This is a genomic window from Kitasatospora sp. NPDC001225, assembly GCF_053597855.1.
Genome location: NZ_JBSFJC010000164.1, coordinates 1 through 15,614 on the forward strand (window position 1 = coordinate 1; position 15,614 = coordinate 15,614).

The following is a 15,614-nucleotide window of genomic DNA, read 5'->3' on the forward strand; positions in this document are numbered from 1 at the left end:
GTCTCGGCCTTGTCCGCGAAGAGCGGGTTGGAGCCCAGCACGGCGACCCGGCCGTCCGGCAGCAGCAGCGCCTCGGAGTGGTAGTTGCGGCCGTCACCACCCGCAAGGACGGCCGGCGCGTCGTGTACGCGCTGCGCCACGGCCATCTGCGCCGGCTGGTCGACGAGGCGCTGAGCGTCGCCGACCACCAGATCGGCGAGCTCCCGCCGCACGACTGAGCGGATCCGTGCCGGCCCGTGCCCTCCGGGGTGCGGGCCGCTTTTCCGGCGCCGCCTTCCCCTCGCCGCCTTCCGGGCCGCTTTTCCAGTCAACATGTGCACATGCGTGCACATGTTGACCTATCCTGGACGTGTCGTCCTACCGCGTCCAGTCCGAGCGGGGTCCTCATGCTCTCCGTGCTGCGCAACCGCACCTATCTGCACCTGTTCGCCGCCCAGATCGTCGCCCTGGTGGGCACCGGCCTCGCCACCGTCGCGCTCGGCCTCCTCGCGTACGACCTCGCCGGGGCGGGCGCCGGATCGGTGCTCGGCACCGCGCTGGCGATCAAGATGCTCGCGTACGTCGGCATCGCCCCGGTGGTCACCGCGCTGGCCCACCGCATCCCGCGCCGGCGGCTGATGGCGGCCTCCGACCTCACCCGGGCCGCCGTCGCCCTCGCCCTGCCCTTCGTCACCGAGGTGTGGCAGGTCTACGTCCTGATCTTCGTCCTGCAGTCCGCCTCGGCGGCCTTCACCCCGGCCTTCCAGTCGGTGATCCCCGAGGTGCTGCCCGAGGGGCGCGAGTACACCCGCGCCCTGTCGCTGTCCCGGCTCGCCTACGACACCGAGAGCCTGGTCAGCCCGGTACTGGCGGGCGCCCTGCTCGCGCTGATCAGCTACAACTGGCTGTTCTGGGGCACCGCCGCCGGGTTCCTCGCCTCCGCGGCCCTGGTGCTCTCGGCCGTGCTGCCCAAGCCGCTGCGGCCGGAGCCGCTTCGGTCGGTGCGGGAGGGGGCCGGCGACGGCGTCCTCGCCAGGTCCGTCCGCGGCACCCGGCTGTTCCTCGCCGTGCCCCGGCTGCGGGCGATGCTCGCCCTGGACCTGGCGGCGGCCGCCGCCAGCGCCATGGTGATCGTCAACACCGTCGTCTATGTCCGCGGCCAGCTCGGCCGCCCCGCCACCGACGTCCCGATCGCGCTCGGCGCCTACGGGGCCGGGTCGATGGCCGTGGCGCTGCTGCTGCCCCGGGTGCTGGACCGGGTGCCGGACCGGATCGTCATGCTCCCGGCGGCCTTCGGCATCGTCGGGCTCTTCGCCCTGCTCGCCGTGCTCACGGCCGCCGGGCCGGGCGCCTGGCGCTGGCCCGTCCTGCTCGCCGTCTGGGCCGTCCTCGGCGCGGCCGGCTCGCTGATCCTCACCCCCACCGGCCGCGTCCTGCGCGACTCGGTGGCCGCCGAGGACCTGCCCGCCGTCTTCTCCGCCCAGTTCTCCCTCTCGCACGGCTGCTGGCTGCTCACCTACCCCCTGGCCGGCTGGCTCGGTGCCACCCTGGGCCTCACCGCGGCCGCCGTCGCCCTCGGTGCCGTCGCCCTCGCCTCCGGCCTGCTGGCCGCCCGCGCCTGGCGCGGGGTGCCGGGGGCGGCGGCCGCGGCCACGGTCGCGGCGAGCGGGAAGCGGGGCGTCGCCGTCACCCGCTGACCGGACGGGCAGCTAGGGGCCGGGGTTCGCCGGGGCCGGTCGAGCCCCCGCGCGCTTTTGTCATGCGCAAGTTTGACGGGGTGTTACCAGCAGGTAGTCTCTGGGTGTCTCGTAGGCGAACAGCACGACGCCTGCCACGTTCTGAAGGATCCTCACGTGTACCGACCCGGCTCCCGCCGACCCCGCCGCGCCCTGCGCGGCGCCCTCGCCGCCGTCGCGGCCAGCACCCTGATCACCGTCCTGTCGGCCGCGCCGTCCCACGCCGCCCCCGCCCCCGCACAGGGTGCGGACACCACCCACATCGACGCCGTCGAGCAGGTGCTGCGCCAGGTGTCGCCCGGCCTGGAGGGCACCGTCTGGCAGCGCACCGACGGCAACGCCCTGGCCGGCGCCGACCAGGCCGGCGGCCCCGCGAACTGGCTGTTCCAGACGCCCGGTTGCTGGGGCGACGCCACCTGCGCCGACCGGCCCGGCACCCGCGCGCTGCTCGCGAAGATGACCGCCGACGTCTCCGCCGCCACCCGGACCGTCGACGTCTCCAGCCTCGCGCCGTTCCCCGACGGCGGGTTCGAGGACGCCCTGGTCGCCGGGCTCAAGGCCTCGGTCGCCGCCGGGCACCGCCCGGTGGTGCGCATCCTGGTCGGCGCGGCGCCGCTGTACAACGCCAACGTGCTGCCGTCGCGGTACCGGGACGACCTGGTCGCGAAGCTCGGACCGGCCGCCTCGTCGGTCAGCCTCAACATCGCCTCGATGACCTCCTCGCGCACCGCCTTCTCCTGGAACCACTCCAAGCTCCTGGTGGTCGACGGACGCACCGTCCTCACCGGCGGCATCAACGGCTGGAGCAAGGACTACCTCGACACCTCGCACCCCGTTTCGGACGTCGACCTCGCGCTCACCGGCCCCGCCGCGACCTCCGCCGGCCGCTACCTGGACACCCTCTGGGAGTGGACCTGCGGTCGGACCGGCCTCCTCGACAACGCGTGGTTCGCCTCCTCGGACGGCGGCGCCTGCCGCCCGTCGATCGAACGCGAGCTCAACCCGTCCGCCCCCGCCGCCGGGAACGTCCCGGTGATAGCCGTCGGCGGCCTCGGCGTCGGCATCAAGGACGCGGACCCCTCCTCCGGGTACCGGCCCGGTCCCGTCCCCGGGGCGGCGGACGCCAAGTGCGGCCCGCTGACCCTGCACGACAACACCAACGCCGACCGCGACTACGAGACCGTCAACCCCGAGGAGAACGCCCTGCGCGCCCTGGTCGGCAGCGCCCAGCGGCACATCGAGATCTCCCAGCAGGACCTGAACGGCACCTGCCCGCCGATCTCGCACTACGACTCCCGGCTCTACGACACGCTGGCCGCCAAGCTGGCCGCCGGGGTCAAGGTGCGGATCGTGGTCAGCGACCCGGCCAACCGGGGCACCGTGGGCAGCGGGGGCTACTCGCAGATGAAGTCCCTCGCCGAGATCAGCGACGTCCTGAAGGCCCGGCTCACCGCGCTCACCGGCGACCGGGGCAAGGCCGACGCGGCCCTCTGCGGCAACCTCCAGCTCGCCTCCTTCCGTGCGGCCCCCACCGCCACCTGGGCCGACGGGCACCCGTACGCGCTGCACCGCAAGCTGGTCGCGGTCGACGACTCGGCCTTCTACATCGGCTCGAAGAACCTGTACCCGGCCTGGCTGCAGGACTTCGGCTACATCGTCGAGAACCGCAACGCGGCCGCACAGCTCGACCGCGACCTGCTCGGCCCCGAGTGGAAGTACTCGCAGGCCGCCGCGACCGTCGACTGGTCCACCGGGACCTGCCGCGCCTGAGGTCGAGGCCTGAGGCCCGACGCCTGATGGCCGGCCGGCGGGTTCCCTGCTCGGGCCGCCCGGGGCGGGCGCTGCTCATGGCGGCGCCCGCCCCGCTCTCACCCGGGAGCTACGCCCGCACGAACCCGTGGCTGCGCTCCACCTTCGCCACGTGCAGTGTGTAGCTCTCGTACCAGTCGGCCCGCCCGCGCTTCTGCGCGGAGCGGTGCTCGGCGTTGGTCCGCCACTGAGTGAGGGCGTCGGCGTCGCGGAAGTACCCGACGGTGATGCCCAGTCCGCCGGGCGTCTGCGCGTGGTCCATCCCCAGGTACCCGGGGATGTCGTTCACCAGCTCTTCCATGCGGGCGTTGGTCTCGCTGTAGTCGCTCTGGTCCTGCGTCCGGAGCGCGGTGAAGACGGCGACGTAGTACGGGGGTTCAAAGGCCTGGACGGGTGCGACGGGTGCTTCGGAGTGATCACTCATGCCGCCACCGTAGGGCGGCACGCGTCCGGTGATCCAGTGTCTTTACCGAACGGTGGAACAAGGGTTCGGGATCTTGACCGAAGCCGTCCGGGCCCTCCCGCAGCGGCCCGGACGGCGCGGCACGCGGCTGCTCAGAGGCCGAAGCGGGCCCGGTGGGTGGCGGGGACCAGGTCGGCGTACTCGGGGTGCTTGGTGATCCAGCCGCGGATGAAGGGGCAGTAGGGGAGGACGGCGAGGTGCTGGTCGCGGGCCGTGTCCAGGGCGGCGCGGGCCAGTCGGCCGGCGAGGCCTCGGCCCTCGAAGCGGGGGTCGATCTCGGTGTGGATGAAGGCGATCTCGTCGCCGGAGCGGTGGTACTCGGCGAAGCCGGCGAGTTCGCCGCCGTCGTGGATCTCGAAGCGGGACTTCTCGGTGTTGTCGGTGACGGTCTGCTCCACGGTTCCTCCTCGGGTGCGGCGGGTCGCCTCGGCGGACGACCGCTGGTGGCCGGCGCCGCTGTCAGCAGCATAGTTGAATCCTCAACATTTGTCTGCCGCGACGCGCGGGGCGGGTGGGTGTGGGCGGTCTCAGTCCGAGACGGTCCGCCCGGTGCGGTACGGCGCCAGGAACGCCGTCAGGGCGGAGAGCATCGCCTCCGGGGCCTCCTCTGCGGGGTAGTGGCCGCACTCGGGGAGGACCAGGGTCTCCACGTCGTCGGCGGCCAGCCGCATCGTCGCGCCGACCGAGGCGCCGAGGTTCGCCGCTCCGCCGATCGCCAGGACGGGGAGGGGGAGCCGTCGGGCCGCGCGCTGCCGGTTCTGGGCGATGGTGGTGTCCAGTGCGCGGTAGAACTCGAAGCTGCAGCGCAGGGCCTGCGGATCGGCGGCGAGGATGTCGACGTAGTGCCGGACGGCGTGGTCGGGCAGGGGCTTCGCGGACTTGGTGGCGAACTGGTGGCCGAAGTAGAGGTGTTCCCGCCCGGCGACCAGCTGCTCGTTGACGCCGGCGAGGCGGTTGAAGGCGAAGTGCCAGAGCCGGTCGTTGGCCTCCTGGCTGCCGAAGAGCGGCGGCGTGGGGGAGAGGCCGGGGATCGCGGCCTCGGCGACGGCCAGGCGTTCGAGCCGGTCGGGGTGGTCCGCGGCCAGGGCGTAGCCGGTCCACATGCCGACGTCGTGTCCGACCATGGCGAACCGGTGGTGCCCGAGCGCGTCCATGAGCGCCACCAGGTCGCGGGCGAGCGTGCCGGTGTCGTACCCGTCCAGGGGCTTGTCGGACAGCCCGACGCCGCGCGGATCGACGGCGACGACCTGGAAGTCCCGTGCGAGCGCGGGCATCAGGAGGCGCCAGGCGTACCAGGTCTGCGGCCAGCCGGCGAGCAGCAGCAGCGGCGGGCCCTCGCCGCCGGTGACGGCGTGCAGGCGCAGGTGCCCGGTGTCGACGTACCGGCTGGTGAAGGTCCGCGCGAATCCGGCCGGGAGGTTCGGCGCCCCGGCGACGGAGCCGGGGCCTTCGGGCGTGGGTGACTGGCTCATGATCTTTCCTTTCGCGGTGCCGGCTGATCTGGCCACTGGCCGTCACGGTAGCCATCCTGGACCGATCGGTCAAAGATAGTTTGACCGATCGGTCCAGGACGCGGGTAGGCTCACGGCAGACGGGTGAAACGGGAGGTTTGTGCGGTGTCCGGCCGGAAGCAGTTCGACGTCGGGGAGGCCCTCGACCGGGCCATGGAGGTGTTCTGGCAGCGCGGGTACGCGGACGCCTCGCTGGACGCCCTCGGCTCCGCCACCGGCCTCGGCCGGGGCTCCCTCTACGGCACCTTCGGCAGCAAGGACGCCCTGTTCCACCAGTGCCTCGACCGCTACGCGGCGCTCTACGGCGCCCGGTACGAGCAGGCGTTCGCCGCTCACCCCGGTGACCCGGTGCGCGCCGTCGAGGCGTTCTTCGATGTCGTCCTGGAGCGCATCGCCGACCCGTCGGTGCCCGCCGGGTGCCTCGTCGCCCAGTCCGCCGCGCAGTCGCCGACGCTGACGGCGGAGAGCGGCACTCGGGTGCGCGGCCTCCTCGACCTTCAGCGCCGACGGGTCCGCGCCGCGCTGGCGGACTCCCCGGCCGACGCCCGGACGCTCGACGAGCTCGCCACCTTCGTCGTCGCCGTCAACCAGTCGCTGGCCGTCCTGAGCCGGGCCGGCACCCCGGACGCCGAGCTGCGCTCCGTGGCCCGGCTGGCCTGCGCGACGGTGGCGGACTCCCTCGCCCGGGCGGCCGCCGAGGGCGACGCCGCGAGCTGACGGGCGCCCGGGTCCGGCCTGGTCACCGGGCACCCGTGGGGGAAGGGCCGGCTCAACTCGGTGCGGTAGGGCGGGAGAAGAGGGGTCGGCGGGGGCGGCCCGGCGGTGCGGAGTCCCGGCCGCGGCGCGTGTCACGTGACCCAGGTACCGCCGTTCCGGCACCGGGTCTTCGTGACTTTCCGTGACCATCGCGGCTCGGCAGGATCTACCTCACCGAACGGAACGCCGGCAGGAAGGCGGACCGGACAGGTGGTGGCGGTGACGCCCCCCTGGCCGCCCGCACCCGTACCGGGTTGTGCCGGTCCGCCTGACGCTTCCTCCGAACCCGCCCGAAAGCAGCCCATCATGAGCGCCGTTAGCGCCCGCCTGAAGAAGTCCGCCACCGCCACCGCCCTGGCCGCCAGCCTCCTCGCCGGGGCCGGTACGGCGCTGGTCGCGGCCCCGACCCCGGCCGCCGCGGCCGACTGCGCCGGCAAGGACGGCGTCGGGGGCGGCAACTGCACCAGCGCCTTGATCGGCGCCGTCGCCGACACCGTCAAGTTCGTCCTCGGTGCGGCCAACCAGGCGAAGATGGAGAACGCCCAGTTCACCCAGGCCCTGGTCTCGAAACTGAGCAGTGCCGCGCCCGGCTACAACGTCCTCGTCTTCAAGTACGACGGGACGGACGCCTTCGACACCAAGTGGTTCAAGAACGACTACTCGGCGAACATGCGGGGGGTGATGTTCGAGGACGACGTCAAGCTGGAGCACCACGACAAGGAGGGCGGGCCGCAGGGCTACGACGACTTCAAGGTCTGGGTCTTCGCGGGCGAATCGACCTTCGTCAACTACGGTGACGGCGGCTTCATGAACTGGGCCTTCATCGGCCATGACTCGGACACCAGCGGCCGTGGGGGCCGGCTCATCCACTTCCCGGCCCGGGTGGTGCCGGGGTCCTCCAGCGGCTCCACCCCGCCGCCCGGAACCCCCTCGACGCCCCAGGTGCCGATCGGCGGCCAGATCATCACCGTCCCCGCGATCCCCATCAGCAGCCCGGGGACCCCCGGCATCCCCGCGCACGAGACCGGCGACACCGGGACCAACATCCCCGGCGGCCACATCCGGATGGGGTTCGGTGTCGCCGACTCGGGCGCCGCCCAGCTGACCGGCACGCTGCACCCGAGCGTCAAGAACGGCCGGGCCCCCGCCGCCAACGGCTCCGCGAGCGGCACCCCGGTCACCGCCGCCACCAGCACCGCAGGCAAGTCCACCGGCTGGGTCTTCAGCCAGGACGCCGGTGGGCTCTACAAGATCACCAACGCCGTCACCGGCCTCGCCCTCACCGAGAACACCAAGAGCTACCTGGCCGAGGCGCGCCCCTGGACCGGCTCCGCCGCCCAGAAGTGGGAGGTCTTCGCGTTCGGCGACGGCGAGTACCAGATCCGCGTCAGCACCGACGACTGCCTCACCTACGACGAGGACAACAAGGCGCTCGGCGTCTGGACCTGCACCAACGACTGGAACCAGCGCTGGACGATCAAGCCCTGACCGTCCCGCGCTCCATTCCGCACCTGACTCCGTCCCTGCCGGGACCCGCCGGCGGGGGCGGGCCCGTGTCCGGCCCGACGCCGGGCCCATGCCCCGGGGGCGCGTCACGAGGCGGGGAGGCCGTGGCCGTGGGTGAAGGCGAACAGGGCCAGCTGCATGCGGGTGGTGGCGCCGGTCTTGCTGCGGATCCGTCGGAGGTAGGTGTCGACGGTGTGCGGGCTGAGCTGGAGGCGGCGCGCGATGGTGTCGTAGGTGGCTCCCCGGGCCAGCAGCTCCAGCACCTCCACCTCCCGGCGGCTCAGGGCGGGGGCGGCGGTGGCGGGTCGGGACATCGGGGCACTCTCCTGGCTGAGGGGACGTCGAACGGGAGCGGTGGTCATGGCGACCGCTCAGTAGATGGGCTGGCAGCCGGGGGTCGTGCACGCGCCGCCCCACGAGGTGTCGTCCGCGTGAACGTTGCGGGCCGCCGTCGCGTGGTCCTGCGGAACGGCGAGCGCGGCGGGGGCGCTGATCCCGAGAAGTGCCGTGAGCAGTACGGCGGCGGTGATGAAACGCTTCATGGAGTCCTCCTGGAGGGACCTCAACTGATCGCCGAGCGGGTCCCGGCCTGTGATCTAGCATGTCGCCGAGATGATCACGCGCCTACGGGTCGACCACCTCACCAAGCTGGGTGGCAGCAAAGTGACTGGGGGATGTACATGGATGTTTCCGGCGAACCGGACGATCGGGCGGGCGGAACGGAGCCCGATCAGGTCGACGTGGCGGTCTACTCCTGGGTACTGGAACACCACCGGCTCGAACCCGCCGCCATCGCCGCCGACTTGGGGCTGGACCCGGACCGGGCCGCCGCCTCGGTACGCCGGCTGAGCGCCCTGCGCCTGGTGTACCCGGATCCGCAGGACCCGACGGCGGGCTACGCCGTCGCACCGGAGGCCGCGGTGGCCCGGCTCGCCGCCCCCGTCGAGGCCCGGATCCGCCGCGAGCAGGAGGAGCTGGCCAGGGGGCAGGCCCAGCTCGTCGGCTTCTTCCCCCACTACCAGCGGGGCGGACGGGTGGCCGGTGCCGGTGAGGGGGTCGAGGTCATCAGCAGCCTCCAGGAGGTACGGGCGGCGCTCGACCGGGCCTCGGACAGCTGCCGGAGCGAGGTGCTGGCCAGCCAGCCCGGTGGCGGAAGCCGCGTGCCGGAAGCCATGGAGGAAGCGCTCGGCCGTGACCGCGCGCTGCTCGCCCGAGGGGTGCGGATGCGCACGCTCTACCACCACACCGCACGCTTCAACGGCCCCAGCCAGGCGTACGTGGAAGCGGCCTCACCGCTCGGCGGCGAGTACCGCACCGTCCACGAGCTGTTCGGCCGCATCATCGTCTTCGACCGCGAACTCGCCTTCATCCCCGCGAGCGACGGCTCCTGGGGTGCGGTGGCGATCCGCCAGGAGTCGCTGGTCGCCTACCTGTGCGAGATCTTCGAGCAGTCCTGGTCGTGTGCCAGGCCGTTCTCCGCCGCCACCGCGGACGGCCTGGAGCAGGTCTCCCAGGAGATCGACCGGACCATCCTGCGGCTGCTCGCCGCCGGGCTCAAGGACGAGACGATCGCCCGCCGCCTCGGGATGTCGCTGCGCACCGCGCGGCGTCACATCGCCGACATCATGGGCCAGTTGGATGCCGAGAGCCGGTTCCAGGCCGGTGTGGCCGCCGCCCGTACCGGGCTGCTGGACGAGTAGCGGCAGCCGGGGAGGCCGGGGAGGCCAGGGCACGCGGGTGGCAGGGTCACGCGAGTCCGGGACCGGGTTCGCGTGACTGTCCCGGCGCCACCGCGGGAACCCATGATGGAGCCCGGCGAAAGGAAGCCTCCCGACGCGAGGCTCCGGAACGGAGGACGACGGTGCAGTGGGGGCCGGACGATCAGGAGAACGAACCGGCCGACGAGGGCGGCTACCTCCTGGAACTGGCCGCGTTCCTCTCGGCCCGGACCGGTGGAGGGCCGGCCGTCCTCTGGACGGACTACGAGCCCCCCGTCACCGGCGACCCGTCCACGGCGGAGGACACGGCAGCCCTCGCCGCCGGGCTGAGCGCACTGCTGGGCGTCACCGTCCGGGCCCTCCCGCAGGACCCTGCGGACCCGCACGCGGTCCAGACGCGACAGGCCGAGTCGGAACTCCTGGTACTCCAGCTGTCCTCCGTCACCGAGATCCTGGTCGACGCCTCGACCGCCCCGACCGGTACGAACGCCGGTCCGACCGGCTCCACGGCCCCGACCGCCCCGACCGACGCGCACCGGGTGCCGCTGGCGGTCCGGCTCCGGGGCGGCCAGGCGCTCTTCGTCCCGTGCCGCTCGACCTGCACGCTGCTGCCCGGGCCGGGCTCCCGGCACGCGGTACTCCAGATCCCGGCACCGCGAACCGGGCTGCGGGCCCGTCCCGGGACAGGCCGCCCCGGGTAGGAGGTCGGCGCCGCCCGGCGGCCGGCTTCCGGCGCGGCGGGGCTCAGCCCTTGACCGCGCCGACGGCGAGGCCGGAGGCGATCCTGCGCTGGACGAGGAGGAAGAAGACCACGACGGGCAGGGCGGTCAGGGTGGCACCGGCCATGAGACCGCCGTAGTCGGTCCCGAAGCTGGTCTGGAAGGAGACCAGCCAGATGCTGACGGTCTGCTTCTCCGGAGTCGACAGCAGGATGTAGACGAGGACGTACTCGTTCCAGGCCTGGACGAGGGCGAAGACGGAGGTGGCGACGATGCCGGGTGCGAGCAGCGGGAGCACCACCCGGCGGAACGCGCCGAGCCGGCCGCAGCCGTCGACCATGGCAGCCTCCTCGAGTTCCACGGGGACCCCGGCGATGAAGCCGCGCAGCATCCAGACCGTGAACGGCAGTGTGAACACCAGGTAGGTGAGGACCACGCCGGTGAGGCTGTCCGTCATCCCGACGTCGTTCAGCAGCAGGTAGACCGGGATGATCAGCGCCGTCAGCGGGACCATCTGGACGATGAGGATCACCACGACGAAGGCCTTGCGGCCCGCGAAGCGGAAGCGGGCGAGAGCGAAGGCGGCGAGCGCGCCGACGACCAGCGACACCAGGACGGTGCCGATGCCGATGACGACGCTGGAGCGGACGTTGGCCCAGAAGGTCTCGGTGCCCAGCGCCCGGGCGAAGTTGTCGAGCGTGGGGCGGCCCGGCCAGAACTTCGGTGGCAGGCTCAGGATCTCGGTGGCCGGCCGGAACGCGGTGAGCACCATCCAGTAGACGGGGAAGCCGATCACCGCGGCGACGAGCAGTCCGAGCAGGTCGTGGCCCAGCGACCGCCGTCGCCTCATTCGATCTCTCCCGTCCTGAGCATCTGACGCAGGTGGACGACCGATCCGGCGAGCAGCAGGACGACGGTCACGAGCGCGATCGCGGCCCCGGTGCTGTACCGGTTCACGGCGAAGGACTCGATGAAGGAGTAGACGCCCAGCAGGTAGTACTCCCGCTCGGGCTGGCCGCCGCGCATGAGCCAGATCTGGTTGAAGACGCCGAAGTCCCAGATGGCCGACAGCGTGGTCACCATGACGAGGACCGGTCTGATCACCGGCAGGGTGACGTGCCGGAAGACCTGGAGGGGCCGGGCCCCGTCGAGGACCGCGGACTCCTCCAGCTCGGGCGGGACCTGGGCCAGCGCGGCCCGCAGGGTGATCGCGGCGAACGGCAGCGAGCCCCACACCACGACGGCGACGATCACGGTGAACCCCTGCCAGGGGTTGGTGAACCAGTTGTGGCGGGCCAGGTCGACCCCGGGCAGGTTCGAGAGCAGCCAGTTCACCACGCCGTAGTCGGCGTCGAAGAGCCAGCGGAAGACCGACGAGGCGACCATGACGGGCATGGCCCACACGGTGACCAGCACCCCGGCGATGACGGCGCGCACCCACGGGGAGACCCGGTGCATCAGCCGGGCGGTGAACAGCCCGCAGAGCACGGTGAGGGCGACGCACGCCGCGGTGAAGAGCACCGTGCGGGCGACCACCGTCCAGAAGAACCCGTCCCCGAGGATCCTGCGGAACTGGTCCAGCCCGGCCCACGGCGGCGAGGTGCCGCCGAACAGCTGCTCACGCGTCATGTCCTGGAAGGAGAGGACGACCATGTCCACGAGCGGGTAGCCGAGCACCAGGACGAGCGCGAGGACGGTCGGGCCGATCAGCAGGTACGGCAGCAGCGGGCGCCGCCGCCGGACCCGGTCAGCGCTCATTGATCACTTCGTCGATCCGCCGGTCCGCCTCCCGCGCGGCGTCCTGCACCGACGCCTTGCCGTTGGCGATCCGCTCCAGCATCTCGGGCAGGACGTTGGACTTCTCCACCGACGTCCAGCCGGGCGCGAACGGGGTCATCCAGCCCCCGGTCGCCGCGGCCTGGGCGGCGGGGCCGTTGATGCCGCCGGCGGCGACCTCGGTCAGCTGGGTGGTGTTGTTGGGCAGGGTGTTCGCGGCGATCAGCGTCTTCTGGGACTCCCGGTCGGTGAACAGCCTGATCCAGTCGCCGGCCAGGTCCTTGCGCGTCGACTTGGCCGGCACGGCCAGGGTGGAGCCGCCGAGGAAGGGCGGCAGGAGCTTTCCGGACGGGCCGGGGAAGGGGAAGGTGGCGAACTTGTCCTTCAGCTTCGGGTCCCCGCCGGAGCGTTCGTCGGCGGCGGCGCCGGCCTCCCAGGTGTTGCCGTAGAAGACGCCCACGCGGCCCTGGCCGACGACGGCCGGCTGGTCGCCGTTGTCCTTGGCTCGGTCGCCGACGTAGTAGGCGTCGATCAGCCGCTTCCACTCGGTGAGCCCGGCGACGGACTTCGGCGAGGACAGCGAGGCCTTCCAGCGGTTGCCGTCCTTCACCGCGATCTCGCCGCCCGCGTCCTTCAGGAAGGCCATGGCCGCGTACCAGTAGCGGCCGGGCATGTAGAGCGCGGAAAAGTTCGGGTCCTGGGCGCCGAAGGTGCTCTTCAGACGGTCGAACGCGGAGAGGAGTTCGGGGTACGTCTTCGGGGCGCCCGGCACACCGGCCTGGGTGAAGTAGTCGGTGCGGTAGACACCGACCCGGGCCCCGACGTAGTAGGGCACGCAGTAGGCCTTGCCGTTGTCGCGGCAGGCGTCGGCGAGCGCCGGCAGCCAGGCGTCCGACTGGTCGAAGCGGGCCGGGTCGAGGGTGGCGAAGGCGCCGTTGACGATGTAGTTGGTGGTCTCGCTGTTGCCCATCTCCACCACGTCGGGCACGTTCTTCCCGGCGAGGACGGCGTCCAGCTTCTGGTTCTTCGTCGTCCACTGCTGGTACTGGACGTCGACCCGGACCCCGGGGTGGGCCTTGGCGAAGCGGTCGTTGGTGGACTGGACCAGTTGTGGCCAGTTCTCCTGGGCGTCCACGGCCAGCCACACCGTCAGCTTTCCGCCGGCCCCGGAACCACTGCCCGAGCCGGAGCCGCCGCATCCGGCCGCGGCCAGGGACAGGAGCAGGGTGAGGACCAGGGGGCGGCAGGACGCGCGAATGGCCATGGGGTCTCCAAGTTCACTGTGGGGGTGACCTTTTGACTACCCCTCAGATCAGCTTGCGTCGCGGGGGAGCGGACATTCGGCCGGAAGACGTCCGACTCCGGGCCCGGCGGAAACCCCAACTTTCGGATGGGGCAAGGCCCTTCGCATTCGCACCTCCCAGGTCGACGGGTCGTGCGGCAGCGAGCCCGGCTGCCCGGGAGGAACAGTGAACGGCAGACCGGCGCCTGCTGTGACGGCGTATTCAGGACAGATTGGAGTAGACCAATGGCGAGGCTCACCCGCCGGGCGTGCGGCGGGCCTCCGGGAGCAGGGCGCGGAAGGCCGCGGCGACGGCGTCGGGGTGTTCCTGCATGGCGACGTGGCCGACGCCGGGCAGGGTGAGGAGCCGGGCGTCCCGGAAGGCCGTGTAGGACCGGGCCGCCGTACGGAAGGGGACGAGGCGGTCCTCGCGGCCGAAGACGAGCAGGGTGGGGGCGGTGACCCGGCGGGCCTGGTGCCAGGGCGAGGGCTCGCCCGGCAGTCGGAGGTGGGCCCGGGCGACGGCGCGCACGCCCTCCACCAACATCTGCTGGTTGTACGGGAGTTCGGCACGGCGCAGGCGCTCGCGCACTTCGGTCGCCCGCTGTTCGGCGTTGACGCGGGACGGGTCGGCGTAGATCAGGCGGTAGAGGTCGTCGAGCTGGCGGTCGGGGCCCCGGGTGGACAGCAGCCGGGCGTACAGGCGGGCGGCGCCCGGCAGGCCCAGCAGGGAGATCCGCAGGGCCTGCGGCGGCGGGAGGGCGGGCAGGACCGGGGAGACGAGGGTCAGGGTGGCGACCAGCTCCGGGCGGTGGGCGGCGAGGTGGAGGGCGGTCAGGCCGCCGAGCGAGTTGCCGACCAGGTGGACGCGGCGGTGCCCGGTGCGGACGAGGTGGCGGGCGACGGCCGCGGCCTGGCGCCCGACGGTGACGAGGCCGTCGGGCGGGGGAGCCGAGCGGCCGAAGCCGGGGAGGTCGAGGGCCAGGCAGTGCACCGACGACCGGAGGCGCTCGATCAGGGCGGCCCAGTTGTGGGTCCAGCCGCCCAGTCCGTGCAGGAACACGGCGGTGTCGGCGTCCGGGTGGGCGCCGGGTACGTACGCGGCGGCGAGCGGCTGGTGCATGACGGGTCCGTTCCTCGGTCTCACCCGCGCCCCGCGGCGGAGGACTCCGCCAGCGCGAGCCGGTAGTGGTCGACGAGCCGGTCGCCGACCGCCTCCCAGCTGCGTTCCACGACCGCGGCCCGGCCCGCCCGGCCGAACGTCCGGCGGAGTTCCGCGTCCCGGGCGAGCCGTTCCACCGCCTCCCGGAACCCGGTGCCCGCGCCGGGCGGGACGAGGAAGCCGGTGCGTCCGGGCTGGACCAGGTCGAGCGGTCCGCCGACGGCGGGGGCGATCACGGGCAGGCCGCTGGCCATCGCCTCCTGGAGGGTCTGGCCGAAGGTCTCGAACGGTCCGGTGTGCGCGAAGACGTCGAACGAGGCGTAGAGCCGGGCGAGTTCGTGCCCGGTCCGGCGGCCCAGGAAGAGCGCGTCCGGCAGCGCGGCGGCCAGTCGGGCGCGGCTGGGGCCGTCGCCGACCACCACCAGCCGTACGCCCGGGAGCCGGGACACCTCGGCCAGCCGCTCGACCTGCTTCTCCGGCGCCAGCCGCCCGACGTAGCCGACCAGCACCTCGCCGGGCCGGCCGAGGCGCCGGCGCAGGGCCTCGTCCCGGTGGCCGGGGTGGAAGCGCACGCAGTCGACGCCGCGCGGCCACAGGTGGACCCGGGGGACCCCGTGGGCGGTCAGGGCGTCGAGCGAGGCCCGGGACGGCGCCAGGGTCCGCGCGGCCGCCGTGTGGATGAGCCGCAGCCGGTGCCAGGCCAGCCGGGCCCCGGCGGCTCCGGCGAACGGCAGGTAGGTCCGGGCGTAGGCGGCGAGGTCGGTCTGGTAGACGGCGACGACGGGGACGCCCGCGCGCCCGGCCGCCGCCGCTCCGGCCGCCCCGAGGGCGAACGGGCCCGCCAGGTGCACCACATGGGGGCGGTGCTGCTCGACGGCGTCGGCCACCCGGCGCCCGGGGAGGGCGACCCGCACCTCCGGGTAGCCGGGCAGCGGGACGGACGGGACGCGGACCACCCGGTAGCCGTACGCCGACTCGTACGGCTCGCTCCCGCTTCCGCTCCCGCTGGTGCGGCGCTGGGCCGCCGGGGCCACCACCAGCGGGACGTGCCCCCGGGCCAGGAGGTGCTCGGCGGTCCGGAGCACGCTGTGGGCCACGCCGTTGACCTGCGGGGCGAAGGACTCGGCGACGATCACCACCCGCAGCCGCTCGCCGCCGGGGGCCGGGCCGGCCGCGGCGGGCGCCGCCGGCCCGGGC

Annotated in this window: 16 protein-coding genes and 1 pseudogene; 7 read left to right on the forward strand and 10 right to left on the reverse strand. The window is 73.1% G+C overall.

Annotated elements, in window-relative coordinates:
- The 3 genes and pseudogenes from ACWDCZ_RS34515 to ACWDCZ_RS34525 all read left to right on the forward strand — a co-directional run.
- A pseudogene (locus tag ACWDCZ_RS34515) lies at positions 1-218 on the forward strand (hypothetical protein); the annotation flags it as partial.
- Between the two features lie 168 nt (positions 219-386).
- Positions 387-1,676, forward strand: a complete 1,290-nt coding sequence (locus tag ACWDCZ_RS34520; protein WP_449817930.1) for an MFS transporter — start codon at positions 387-389, stop codon at positions 1,674-1,676.
- Between the two features lie 156 nt (positions 1,677-1,832).
- Positions 1,833-3,485: a phospholipase D-like domain-containing protein gene (locus ACWDCZ_RS34525; RefSeq protein WP_449817931.1), complete on the forward strand. Its 1,653-nt coding sequence runs from the start codon at positions 1,833-1,835 to the stop codon at positions 3,483-3,485.
- A 109-nt stretch (positions 3,486-3,594) separates the two neighbouring features.
- On the opposite strand, the gene ACWDCZ_RS34530 is transcribed toward ACWDCZ_RS34525, so the two are convergent.
- The 3 genes from ACWDCZ_RS34530 to ACWDCZ_RS34540 form a co-directional block, all read right to left on the reverse strand.
- Positions 3,595-3,948 carry an antibiotic biosynthesis monooxygenase family protein gene (locus ACWDCZ_RS34530; protein ID WP_117486436.1) on the reverse strand — a complete coding sequence of 118 codons (354 nt, stop codon included), beginning with the start codon at positions 3,946-3,948 and terminating at the stop codon, positions 3,595-3,597.
- A gap of 131 nt (positions 3,949-4,079) precedes the next feature.
- Complete coding sequence (locus tag ACWDCZ_RS34535; protein ID WP_049653355.1) at positions 4,080-4,385, reverse strand: GNAT family N-acetyltransferase; 306 nt, start codon at positions 4,383-4,385, stop codon at positions 4,080-4,082.
- A 129-nt stretch (positions 4,386-4,514) separates the two neighbouring features.
- On the reverse strand, positions 4,515-5,459 hold the full coding sequence (locus ACWDCZ_RS34540; RefSeq protein WP_449817932.1) for an alpha/beta fold hydrolase: 945 nt from the start codon (positions 5,457-5,459) through the stop codon (positions 4,515-4,517).
- Positions 5,460-5,603: 144 nt separating this feature from the next.
- Here ACWDCZ_RS34540 and ACWDCZ_RS34545 point away from each other — a divergent pair, with 144 nt between their 5' ends.
- A complete protein-coding gene (locus tag ACWDCZ_RS34545) occupies positions 5,604-6,215 on the forward strand; it encodes a TetR/AcrR family transcriptional regulator (RefSeq protein ID WP_449817933.1) in 612 nt (203 codons plus the stop codon).
- A gap of 345 nt (positions 6,216-6,560) precedes the next feature.
- Positions 6,561-7,742, forward strand: a complete 1,182-nt coding sequence (locus tag ACWDCZ_RS34550; RefSeq protein ID WP_375877500.1) for an RICIN domain-containing protein — start codon at positions 6,561-6,563, stop codon at positions 7,740-7,742.
- Positions 7,743-7,846: 104 nt separating this feature from the next.
- Here ACWDCZ_RS34550 and ACWDCZ_RS34555 read toward each other — a convergent pair whose 3' ends face one another.
- Together ACWDCZ_RS34555 and ACWDCZ_RS34560 are read right to left on the reverse strand one after the other, a co-directional pair.
- Positions 7,847-8,074, reverse strand: a complete 228-nt coding sequence (locus ACWDCZ_RS34555; RefSeq protein ID WP_049653364.1) for a response regulator transcription factor — start codon at positions 8,072-8,074, stop codon at positions 7,847-7,849.
- A 57-nt stretch (positions 8,075-8,131) separates the two neighbouring features.
- Positions 8,132-8,302 carry a hypothetical protein gene (locus ACWDCZ_RS34560; protein WP_159028496.1) on the reverse strand — a complete coding sequence of 57 codons (171 nt, stop codon included), beginning with the start codon at positions 8,300-8,302 and terminating at the stop codon, positions 8,132-8,134.
- Between the two features lie 132 nt (positions 8,303-8,434).
- Between ACWDCZ_RS34560 and ACWDCZ_RS34565 the strand changes: the two genes are divergently transcribed.
- The gene (locus tag ACWDCZ_RS34565) at positions 8,435-9,460 is read left to right on the forward strand and encodes a helix-turn-helix transcriptional regulator (protein ID WP_449817934.1); all 1,026 of its coding nucleotides are present in this window, start codon (positions 8,435-8,437) and stop codon (positions 9,458-9,460) included.
- Positions 9,461-9,621: 161 nt separating this feature from the next.
- A complete protein-coding gene (locus ACWDCZ_RS34570; RefSeq protein WP_380742419.1) occupies positions 9,622-10,179 on the forward strand; it encodes a hypothetical protein in 558 nt (185 codons plus the stop codon).
- A gap of 43 nt (positions 10,180-10,222) precedes the next feature.
- Here ACWDCZ_RS34570 and ACWDCZ_RS34575 read toward each other — a convergent pair whose 3' ends face one another.
- The 5 genes from ACWDCZ_RS34575 to ACWDCZ_RS34595 all read right to left on the reverse strand — a co-directional run bounded on the left by ACWDCZ_RS34575 (position 10,223) and on the right by ACWDCZ_RS34595 (position 15,562).
- Positions 10,223-11,047, reverse strand: a complete 825-nt coding sequence (locus tag ACWDCZ_RS34575; protein WP_053112138.1) for a carbohydrate ABC transporter permease — start codon at positions 11,045-11,047, stop codon at positions 10,223-10,225.
- Positions 11,044-11,955, reverse strand: coding sequence for a carbohydrate ABC transporter permease (locus tag ACWDCZ_RS34580; protein WP_449817935.1), 912 nt, complete (start codon positions 11,953-11,955; stop codon positions 11,044-11,046). Before ACWDCZ_RS34580 ends, ACWDCZ_RS34575 begins: the two co-directional genes overlap by 4 nt.
- On the reverse strand, positions 11,945-13,237 hold the full coding sequence (locus ACWDCZ_RS34585) for an extracellular solute-binding protein (protein ID WP_449817936.1): 1,293 nt from the start codon (positions 13,235-13,237) through the stop codon (positions 11,945-11,947). The genes ACWDCZ_RS34580 and ACWDCZ_RS34585 overlap by 11 nt, the downstream gene beginning before the upstream one ends.
- Positions 13,238-13,511: 274 nt before the next feature.
- Entirely contained in the window at positions 13,512-14,378 is an 867-nt protein-coding gene (locus ACWDCZ_RS34590) for an alpha/beta fold hydrolase (protein WP_449817937.1), read from the reverse strand.
- Positions 14,379-14,398: 20 nt separating this feature from the next.
- Positions 14,399-15,562: a glycosyltransferase family 4 protein gene (locus ACWDCZ_RS34595; protein WP_449817938.1), complete on the reverse strand. Its 1,164-nt coding sequence runs from the start codon at positions 15,560-15,562 to the stop codon at positions 14,399-14,401.
- Positions 15,563-15,614: the final 52 nt, after the last annotated feature.

What these genes read in the sequence shown, in the direction of transcription:
- ACWDCZ_RS34520 (WP_449817930.1), top strand. Translation starts at nt 387, where the DNA reads ATGCTCTCCGTGCTGCGCAACCGCACCTATCTGCACCTGTTCGCCGCC.
- ACWDCZ_RS34530 (WP_117486436.1), bottom strand. Translation starts at nt 3,948, where the DNA reads ATGAGTGATCACTCCGAAGCACCCGTCGCACCCGTCCAGGCCTTTGAA.
- ACWDCZ_RS34540 (WP_449817932.1), bottom strand. Translation starts at nt 5,459, where the DNA reads ATGAGCCAGTCACCCACGCCCGAAGGCCCCGGCTCCGTCGCCGGGGCG.
- ACWDCZ_RS34550 (WP_375877500.1), top strand. Translation starts at nt 6,561, where the DNA reads ATGAGCGCCGTTAGCGCCCGCCTGAAGAAGTCCGCCACCGCCACCGCC.
- ACWDCZ_RS34555 (WP_049653364.1), bottom strand. Translation starts at nt 8,074, where the DNA reads ATGTCCCGACCCGCCACCGCCGCCCCCGCCCTGAGCCGCCGGGAGGTG.
- ACWDCZ_RS34560 (WP_159028496.1), bottom strand. Translation starts at nt 8,302, where the DNA reads ATGAAGCGTTTCATCACCGCCGCCGTACTGCTCACGGCACTTCTCGGG.
- ACWDCZ_RS34565 (WP_449817934.1), top strand. Translation starts at nt 8,435, where the DNA reads ATGTACATGGATGTTTCCGGCGAACCGGACGATCGGGCGGGCGGAACG.
- ACWDCZ_RS34575 (WP_053112138.1), bottom strand. Translation starts at nt 11,047, where the DNA reads ATGAGGCGACGGCGGTCGCTGGGCCACGACCTGCTCGGACTGCTCGTC.
- ACWDCZ_RS34580 (WP_449817935.1), bottom strand. Translation starts at nt 11,955, where the DNA reads ATGAGCGCTGACCGGGTCCGGCGGCGGCGCCCGCTGCTGCCGTACCTG.
- ACWDCZ_RS34585 (WP_449817936.1), bottom strand. Translation starts at nt 13,237, where the DNA reads ATGGCCATTCGCGCGTCCTGCCGCCCCCTGGTCCTCACCCTGCTCCTG.
- ACWDCZ_RS34590 (WP_449817937.1), bottom strand. Translation starts at nt 14,378, where the DNA reads ATGCACCAGCCGCTCGCCGCCGCGTACGTACCCGGCGCCCACCCGGAC.